This window comes from Archangium sp., from assembly GCF_036388035.1.
Lineage (GTDB): Bacteria > Myxococcota > Myxococcia > Myxococcales > Myxococcaceae > Archangium.
This window is the reverse complement of record NZ_DASVSO010000667.1, coordinates 1-9,033: the sequence shown is the minus strand read 5'-3', so window position 1 is coordinate 9,033 and position 9,033 is coordinate 1. Positions and strand designations below refer to the sequence as shown.

The following is a 9,033-nucleotide window of genomic DNA, read 5'->3' as shown; positions in this document are numbered from 1 at the left end:
CATGGAGCTGGATGAGATCCTGGCGCTCGGGGGGACCCATCGGGGGGGCCTGGAGGATCAACCGCTCCACGGCCTCGCGGTGGGCCAGGGCGTACTCCAGCGCGAGCTCGGAGCCGAAGGAGAACCCCAGCAGCGAGATGCGCGGCCCCCCGAGCTCCTGGCGCAGGGCCTCCAGGTCCGACACCAGCAAGGGGATGGAGTAGTCCTCCTTTGAAGCGGGAGCCATCGACCGTCCACTCCCCCGCTGCTCGTAATAGACGACGGTGGTGAACTTCTCGAGCTCGGGGCCGATGGTGCGCTCGAAATTGTAGACGTGGCCTCCCGGCCCGCCATGGAGGATGACGAGGGGAAGGGTCCCCCGCTCCGCGCCAGCGACGCGGTACCAGTGGCGCACGCCATTGAGCACGGCGTGGTACTCGCCATTCTTCAAGCGAGGGGCGGCCGGCGCGGTGGGCGCGGGCTGGGCATGGCCGCACGCGGCCAGCAATCCCAGGGAGACGAGCCAGAGGGCCAGGGTTGCACGGAGGAGTCGAAGCATCGAAGTCGTCACGAGGGCGGTTTCATACACTCCTCGACCGCTGGAGTCGTGCTCCGGGAGACACGGCCGCGCACCTCGCTCTATCCTCACGCATGGCAAGAGACCTGTTGGCTGTACTCGCCGCGTTGATGGTGATGGGCACCGGGTGTGACAAGGAGCCCGGGGAAGCGCCCGGGGAAACACCCACCACCCCCTCACCGAGCACGTGGAGCTGGATCGACATCTCCCAATCCACCTGTGACGAGGGGACGCCCACGGGGCTCGGCGCCAACCTCACTGACAGCAAGAACCTGCTCATCTTCTTCAATGGCGGCGGAGCCTGCTGGGACGCCACCACCTGCCTGCAGCTCAACACCTCCACGCACGGGCCCTTCACCCAGACCCAGTTCGAGGCGTTGGCCTCGAGGACCCTCTCGGGCTCCATCCTCGACCGGCAGCTCGCGAACAACCCGTTCCAAGACTGGAACCTGTTCTTCCTCCCGTACTGCACCGGTGACCTGCACATCGGCAACGCGGAGGCCGTCTACACCACCGGCGGTACCTCCAAGACGTTCCACCACAAGGGGCGGGTGAACACCGAGGCCTTCCTCGCCCGCATCGCCGCCACGGTCCCCAACCCCGAGCAGGTGGTCGTCACCGGGGCGAGCGCGGGCGGCTTCGGCGCGGCGCTCAACTACGATCTCATCCGCTCCACCTTCCCCCACGCCAAGGTCTTCCTCCTGGATGACTCCGGGCCCCTGCTCAAGAGCAACGCCATGCCCGCGAACCTCCGCGACGCCTGGGCCCGGGCCTGGAACTACGACGCCGTCCTCGACGCCCTCGATCCGGCCGTGAAGGGGGATTACTCGGCGCTCTACCCGGCGCTCGCCAGGAAGTACCCCCACGACCGGATGGCGCTCCTGTCCTCGGAGCAGGACCAGGTCATCCGGAGCTACATGGGGCTGTCCCCCACCGCCTTCCAGAGCGCGCTGCGGGACCTCGACGCCACGGTGCTCGAGCCGCTGCCGAACACCCGCGCCTTCCTCACCCCCGGCCAGGGCCACACGATGCTGTTCAACCCGACGTCCCAGAGCTCGCGGGGCGTGGTGCTCCTGGACTGGCTCCATCAGATGCAGGGCGCGAGCGACGCGGACTGGAGGTCCGTGCGCCCGTAGGACGGGACGGCGGTGCTCGGGCAGTGAGGGGCGCGGGGCTCGTGCGCCGGGTCCTCCGCCCGCCAGTGAATCCGCACCCCGCCGGGTGCATACGCATTCCAGGCTCAGGAGTGTGCCCGCCGGCACCTTTCCATGGGACGACCATGTCCGACCAGCACCCTTCCTCGACTCCTCCCCTGCCCTCCAGGCTCATCGAGCCCTGGGAGTACCGCGACACCGAGGCCTTCACTGTCGTCGCGCGGCTGAACTCCCAGAGCGTGGAGGAGCTGCTTGCTCCCAGCGCGACCCAGCATGACGCGGGCTTCGAGCTGCACAGCACCATCGTCGAGCTGCACCGGACGATGCGCCAGGGCTACCTCCAGATGATCCACCGCGTGGGCCGCAACATCTACCCGCTGATCATCGCGCGGGACACCGAGCCCGACATGGACAGGGCCGACTTCGGCCGCCAGGGCGTGGGCGGCACGTACACACTGTATCTGGAGAATGGCGAGACGCACTCGGTGCGGCCCACGCCTCGCGCGTACGAGCTGCTCAAGTGTCTCGCGCACCTGCCGCTGGGGCTCTTCACCCTCGTGAGCCCCTACTTCCAGAACCCGACGGCCACCGCGTGGATGGAGGAGATGCGGGCCTACCAGCGCAAGGTGAAGCTCGCGCGGGAGGCCTTCACGCACGGCGCCGAGTCCCTGGCGGCCGAGCACCGCCCCTGGGTCCAGGCCATGCTGGAGCTCACGGACGGCTATGTGGAGCAGACGCTGCGCAAGCGCGGTGTCACCATCGCGGACTACGAGGCCTACACCACCACGATGCGGCCCCACATCCGGCTGGCCATGGACACCGCCGCGAAGCTGCAGGTGGACGCGGTGATGACGGCCATGCTGCGCTGGAAGCAGATGCTCGGGCCGGCCGAGTGGAAGAAGCTGTACGTTGTCGTTCCCACCATCTGGCCGGTGGCCGAGCACAGCCCCCGCTGGCAGATCTTCCGCAGCCTCATGGACCCCGAGGAGGTGGACCTGCGGCTGCTGGTGGCCAACGGCATCACGGGGCCGAACATCGAGGAGCAGATTCGCGACCTGCTGGGCCGCATCGTGGCGGACCGGCTGGCGGGGCGTCTGGTCTTCGGCGTCGAGGACGAGCGCGGCCGGCGGATGACGCAGTGCCTGTCGTCGCCGACGGACGTGGTCTCGGACTCGGCCTACAAGGCCCTCCAGGAGTACTCCGCGCGCTCCGGCGGAGGGTGCCCGGTGGCCCATGGGCGCAAGGACGAGACCGGCCGTTGAAGCCCCCGTCTGGACTTGGGGCTCCCACAACGCACCGGAAGGCATCCCGGCCCGGCAAGGGGCTTGACACCTCCGGAGCCGGGCCTGCGCCGCCGAGGCAGTGACCGAAGTCAGACATCACCGCCCGCGCGCCCTCGTACGGCAAGGCAGGAGACAAGTCTGCTCGCGAACCCATTGAAGCCCGGAAGCGCCTTTTCCGAGAGTCATTGTCAAGCAGCCATCTTCTCCTCGCTTCACCTCTCGCAATGCATTCCCCTCTCATGCAAAGTCTTTCGTGAGACGGCAATCCCAGCCTCCGATGCCAGGGACGGTCGTCTCCCGTACGGCCTTGCGGCGCCAAGGCCATCCATCAGGGGTTGGAGCCCGGGGGGGCCTCCCATGTTCTCGAAAAATGTCCTGGCGATCGACGCCGCGTCGGTCGCACGTGAAGCGGAGCACGCCATCCGCGAGCATGTGCTCGGCGACCTGAAGCGCCGCGGTGCGGTCATCGGCGTCTCCGGCGGCGTGGACAGCGCCGTGGTGGCCTTCCTCTGCGCGCGGGCGCTCGGCCGGGAGAAGGTGCTCTGCCTCCTCATGCCCGAGCGAGACTCCTCCTCCGACTCCCTGCGCCTCGGGCGCCAGGTGGTCGAGGCCCTCGGCGTCGCGTCAGCCGTGGAGGAGATCGGCCCCACCCTCGCCGCCGCTGGCTGCTACACGCGCCAGGACGACGCCATCCGCCGCCTCTTCCCGGACTATGGCGAGGGCTGGCGCTGCAAGGTGTCGCTGCCCTCCCTGCTCGAGGGCGAGCGCCTCAATGTCTCCCGACTCACCGTGGAGAGCCCCTCGGGCGAGGTGCGCTCCGCGCGCATGCCGCTCGACGTCTATCTCCAGCTCATCGCCGCCACCAACTTCAAGCAGCGCGTGCGCAAGATGATGGAGTACTACCACGCGGATCGGCTCCACTTCGCCGTGGCGGGCACGCCCAACCGGCTCGAGTACGACCAGGGCTTCTTCGTCAAACAGGGTGACGGCGCCGCCGACTTCAAGCCCATCGCCCACCTCTATAAGACGCAGGTCTACGCCCTCGCCGCCTGGCTCGGCGTCCCGGAGGAGATCTGCCTCCGCCCGCCCACCACCGACACCTTCTCCATGCCCCAGACGCAGGAGGAGTTCTTCTTCGCGCTGCCCTACGAGGCCATGGACCTGTGCCTCTTCGCGCAGGACCACCAGGTTCCCGCGTGCGAGGTGGCGCCCGCGCTGGGCCTCACCGAGGCCCAGACCGAGCGCGTCTTCAAGGACATCGCCGCCAAGCGACGCACCACCCGCTACCTGCACCTGCCGCCGCTGAAGGTCCGGCCGGCCCAGGAGGTGTGACGCCATGTGTGGCATCGCCGGCAGCATCACCCTCCGGGAGGGACGGCCATCTCCCTCGCGCGAGCAGCTCCTGAGGATGGCGGGCGCCCTGCGCCACCGGGGCCCCGACGCGTTCGGCGTCTACCGCTCGCGCCGCGCGGGCCTCGCCCACGCCCGCCTCTCCATCATCGACCTCGCCTCCGGCCAGCAGCCCATGGCCAACGAGGACGACACCCTCTGGGTCGTCTTCAACGGGGAAGTCTTCAACTACGTGGAGCTGCGAGAGGAATTGCTCGCGCACGGGCACCGCTTCCGCACGCGGAGCGACACCGAGGTCATCCTCCACGCCTTCGAGCAGTGGGGAGAGGGCGCCTTCGCCCGCTTCAACGGGCAGTTCGCCCTCGCGCTGTGGGACGAGAAGCAGGAGACGCTCACGCTGGCGCGAGACCGGCAGGGCGTGCACCCGCTCTATTACTGTGAGCACGAGGGGCGCCTGGGCTTCGCCAGCGAGGTGAAGGCGCTCTTCGCCGGGGAGCCCTCCCTGCCGCGCGCGTTCGACCCGGTGGGCTTGGAGGAGACCTTCACCTTCTGGAGCGTGGTGCCTCCGCAGAGTGTCTTCGCGGGCATCTCGGAGGTGAGGCCCGGCCACGTGCGCACCTGGCGGCGCGATGGAACGAGCCACGAGCGTCCCTTCTGGAAGCCGCGCTTCCCGGAGGCGGGCGAGGGCGGCATCCAGGGCTCGCTCCTCGAGGCGGCGGAGCGGGTGCGCGACGCGCTCCTGAAGGCCACCCGCCTGCGCATGCTGCGCGCCGACGTCCCCGTGGGCAGCTACCTGTCCGGGGGCCTGGACAGCTCGCTCGTGGCCACGCTCGGGCACGACGTGCGGGGAGAGCCGCTGCGCACCTTTTCGTTGCGCTTCGCCGACGCCGAGTACGACGAGACGGAGTACCAGCGCCTGATGGCCACGCGGCTCGGCAGCGAGCACCGCGAGGTGGTGGTGAAGCGGGAGGACATCGCCCGCGTCTTCCCGGAGGTCGTCACCCACGCCGAGCGGCCCCTGCTGCGCACCGCCCCGGCGCCCCTCTTCCTCCTGTCCCGACTCGTGCGCGAGGCCGGCATCAAGGTCGTCCTCACCGGCGAGGGCGCCGACGAGATGTTCGCGGGGTATGACCTCTTCCGGGAGGGGAAGATCCGCCGCTTCTGGGCACGGCAGCCCGGCTCGCGGCTGCGGCCCCGTCTGCTCGAGCGGCTCTATCCCTACCTCTCGCGCTCGCCGGTGGCCCGGGAGGGCATGGCGCGACAGTTCTTCGGCCGCAACCTCGCGGGGTGGCGGCAGCCCGGCTTCGCGCACGAGACGCGCTGGCACACCACCAGTGCCCTCAAGCGGCTCTTCTCCGGCGGGCAGCGGGGGGCCACCGAGGGACTGGACGTCGTCGCCCGGCTGCTCGACACCCTCCCGCCGGAGTTCTCCCGCTGGGCGCCCCTGGCGCAGGACCAGTACCTGGAGAGCCGCACGCTGCTCTCCGGCTACCTCCTCTCCTCCCAGGGGGACCGCATGCTGATGGCCCACTCGGTGGAGGGCCGCTTCCCCTTCCTGGACACCGAGGTGGAGGAGCTCGCCAGCACGCTGCCCGCCTCCTACAAGCTGCGCGGCCTGGACGAGAAGCACGTCCTCAAGCGCGCCGCCGAGCGGCTCCTCCCCGCCTCCATCCTGCGGCGCAAGAAGCAGCCCTACCGGGCCCCGGACGCCCTGTGCTTCGTGGGGGACAGGCGCCCCGAGTGGGTGGAGGAGGTGCTGGGCGAGTCCGCCCTGCGCGAGGCGGGCGTCTTCGAGCCCGGTGCCGTCGCGCGCCTGTGGGCCAAGTGCCAGGCCCAGGCCCACGCCGCCCAGCTCTCCAACACCGACAACATGGCCCTCGTCGGAGTCCTCTCCACCCAACTGCTGCACCGGCACCTGCTGCGTGCCGCGCCCTCCTCCGTCCCCATCACCCCCCAGACGCTCGTCGAGCGACCGGGAGCCTGAACATGGAAACGCTCGATCACGCCATCCCCCAGCTTCACGACTACCTCCAGCACTCGGCGCGCCGGCTGCCCGACAAGGTCGCGCTCGTCTGCCGCGGCCGGCGGCTCACCTACGCCACGCTCGAGGCCCGCGCCAACGCGCTCGCCCATGCCCTCGTGCGGCGCGGGGTGCAACGGGGAGACCGCGTCCTCGTCTTCGCGGAGAACGGCGTGGAGGCAGTCATCTCCTTCTGGGGCGTCCTCAAGGCCAACGCCGTCGTCTCCATGATTCACCCGCAGACGAAGGTGGACCGGCTGGCCTGGCTCCTCAACGACTGCCGCGCCGCTGGCCTCATCACCGAGGCCCCCCTGGCCGGCATCGCCGCCGAGGCGGCCCGCCGCAGCCCCCACCTGAGGACGCTGCTGGTGTCGGGGGCCCTCGACGCGGCGCCTCTCGACGGCCTGCCCGCCGCGTCCTGGGAGGCGGCCCTGTCCGCCGAGTCCACGGACCGCCCGCCGGCCCGCGCCAACCTCGACATCGACCTGGCCGCCATCATCTACACCTCGGGCAGCACGGGGGACCCCAAGGGGGTGATGCTCACCCACCGCAACATGCTCACCGCGGCCACCTCCATCACCGCCTACCTGCGCAACGTGGAGGACGACGTCATCCTCGGCGTGCTGCCCCTGTCCTTCGACTACGGGCTGTACCAGATGATCATGGCCTTCCGGATGGGGGCGCGGCTGGTGCTGGAGCGCGCCTTCACCTACCCGGCGCAAATCCTCGGCCTGATGGTGGAGGAGGGCGTGACGGGCTTTCCGGGGGTGCCCACCCTCTTCGCCATCCTCGGGGGGCTCAAGTCGCTCGAGGCCTATGACCTGTCACGCATCCGCTACGTGACGAACACCGCGGCGGCGCTGCCCGTCAAACACATCCGGATGCTCCAGCGGCTCTTCCCCCAGGCCCGCATCTATTCCATGTATGGCCTCACCGAGTGCAAGCGGTGCACGTACCTGCCGCCGGAGGACCTCGACCGCAAGCCGGAGAGCGTGGGGCTCGCCATTCCCGGCACCGAGCTGTGGCTCGTGGACGAGGAGGGCCGCCGGCTCGGACCCAACGAGGTGGGCCAGCTCGTCATCCGCGGCGCCACGGTGATGCAAGGCTACTGGGAGAAGCCCGAGGAGACGGCGAAGAAGCTCCGGCCCGGGCCGCTGCCCGGCGAGCGGGTGCTCTACACGGGAGACTTCTGCCGGTTGGACGAGGAGGGCTACCTGTACTTCGTCGGCCGCATGGACGACATCATCAAGTCCCGTGGCGAGAAGGTGGCCCCCAAGGAGGTGGAGTGCGCCCTCACCAACGTCCCGGGCGTCAAGGAGGCGGCCGTCATCGGCGTCCCGGACGAGCTTCTCGGACAGGCCATCAAGGCCTTCGTCGTCCTCGAGGCCGGGGTGACGCTCACCGAGGCGGAGCTCGTGCGCGAGTGCCAGGCCCGCCTGGAGTCCTTCAAGGTTCCCAAACAGCTCGTACTCGTCCCGGCCCTGCCGACGACGAGCACGGGCAAGATCAAGAAGACGGAGCTCGTATGATCGCGGCAGCCCCTGCATCCGACGTCCGTTCCACCCTCCGGCACTTCATCCTCCACAACTTCTACATCGCCAACCCCGCCAGCCTCTCGGACGAGTCATCGCTGCTCGACAGCGGCATCATCGACTCGACGGGGGTGCTGGAGCTGGTCGGCTTCCTCGAGCACGACCTCGGCCTCACGGTGGCGGACGCGGAGCTCGTCCCGGAGAACCTCGACACCGTGTCGCGGCTCGTCGCCTTCGTGGAACGCAAGAGGAAGGGGTGAGGCCATGACGCTCGCCGTGGGCCTGGCCACCGCCCTGGCCTCCCGGCTCCGCCTCCGGCACTGCGCCGAGGTGGGCCCTGGCACTCTCGCCCATGGGAGGCTCTACATCCGAGGGGGAGGCCGCATCCGGCTCGGCGCGCGGGTGGTGCTCGACGGCCGCTGCACGCCCATCGAGCTGCACGTCGGCCCCGGTGCGGAGCTCCTCATCGACGATGACGTCCACATCGAGGGAGGCACGTCCATCGAGGCCCTCCAGCGGGTGCACATCGGCGCGCGCAGCCACGTGGGAGGCTTCTGCAAGCTCCTCGACAACCACTTCCACCAGGTGACTGGCAACCGGCGGGAGCGCCCGGCGTCGCTCCCGGTGGAGGTGGACGCGGACGTGAGGCTGGGGGCCCGGAGCATCCTCCTGCCGGGAGCCCACCTGGGCGCGGGGACGCTCGTCCACGCGGGCACCGTCATCTCGCGTCGCTTTCCGCCGGGAGTCGTGCTCTCCGGCGTGCCGGCCTCGGTCCGAAGGAGGAGTCCATGAACGCCCACGTCCCCACGGGAAACGAGCTCGCCCACCTGCTCCGACGCGTCTCCTCCAGCCCCGCCGAGGCGCGCCGGCTGGTGAGCCGGGCGGTGGGCATCACCCGGGCCCAGCTCGTCCTGCGCCGCTGTGAGCTCGGCCGCAACGTCTACGTGGGAGGGGACCTGCACTGCGACGCCGAGGGTCACGTCACCATTGGCGACCGGGTCTGCTTCTTCGACGGGATGCTGACGTCGGAGCTGCGCTGCCATGCCGGCGCCCAGCTCTCCATCGGGGAGCAGTGCACCTTCAACTACGGCTTCTTCCTCGAGGCCCACCACCGCATCCGGATTGGCCGCCGCTGCAT

Annotated in this window: 8 protein-coding genes and 1 pseudogene; 8 read left to right on the top strand and 1 reads right to left on the bottom strand. The window is 69.9% G+C overall.

The window, feature by feature from the left end:
- A partial coding sequence (locus VF697_RS27285; protein ID WP_331099656.1) for an alpha/beta fold hydrolase occupies nt 1-538 on the bottom strand: 538 nt, incomplete at its 3' end.
- Nucleotides 539-645: 107 nt separating this feature from the next.
- Here VF697_RS27285 and VF697_RS27280 point away from each other — a divergent pair.
- The 8 genes and pseudogenes from VF697_RS27280 to VF697_RS27245 all read left to right on the top strand — a co-directional run.
- Nucleotides 646-1,692: a pectin acetylesterase-family hydrolase gene (locus tag VF697_RS27280; RefSeq protein ID WP_331099655.1), complete on the top strand. Its 1,047-nt coding sequence runs from the start codon at nt 646-648 to the stop codon at nt 1,690-1,692.
- Nucleotides 1,693-1,835: 143 nt separating this feature from the next.
- Nucleotides 1,836-2,972: a hypothetical protein gene (locus VF697_RS27275; protein WP_331099654.1), complete on the top strand. Its 1,137-nt coding sequence runs from the start codon at nt 1,836-1,838 to the stop codon at nt 2,970-2,972.
- 378 nt (nt 2,973-3,350) lie between these two features.
- Nucleotides 3,351-4,325, top strand: coding sequence for an NAD(+) synthase (nadE, locus tag VF697_RS27270; RefSeq protein WP_331099653.1), 975 nt, complete (start codon nt 3,351-3,353; stop codon nt 4,323-4,325).
- A 4-nt stretch (nt 4,326-4,329) separates the two neighbouring features.
- Complete coding sequence (gene asnB / locus VF697_RS27265; protein WP_331099652.1) at nt 4,330-6,327, top strand: asparagine synthase (glutamine-hydrolyzing); 1,998 nt, start codon at nt 4,330-4,332, stop codon at nt 6,325-6,327.
- Nucleotides 6,328-6,329: 2 nt separating this feature from the next.
- Complete coding sequence (locus VF697_RS27260) at nt 6,330-7,892, top strand: class I adenylate-forming enzyme family protein (protein ID WP_331099651.1); 1,563 nt, start codon at nt 6,330-6,332, stop codon at nt 7,890-7,892.
- Complete coding sequence (locus tag VF697_RS27255) at nt 7,889-8,155, top strand: acyl carrier protein (RefSeq protein WP_331099650.1); 267 nt, start codon at nt 7,889-7,891, stop codon at nt 8,153-8,155. The genes VF697_RS27260 and VF697_RS27255 overlap by 4 nt, the downstream gene beginning before the upstream one ends.
- A gap of 4 nt (nt 8,156-8,159) precedes the next feature.
- Nucleotides 8,160-8,687, top strand: a complete 528-nt coding sequence (locus VF697_RS27250) for an acetyltransferase (protein WP_331099649.1) — start codon at nt 8,160-8,162, stop codon at nt 8,685-8,687.
- Nucleotides 8,684-9,033 (top strand): annotated as a pseudogene (locus VF697_RS27245) (hypothetical protein); the annotation flags it as partial. The gene VF697_RS27250 and the pseudogene VF697_RS27245, both read left to right, overlap by 4 nt.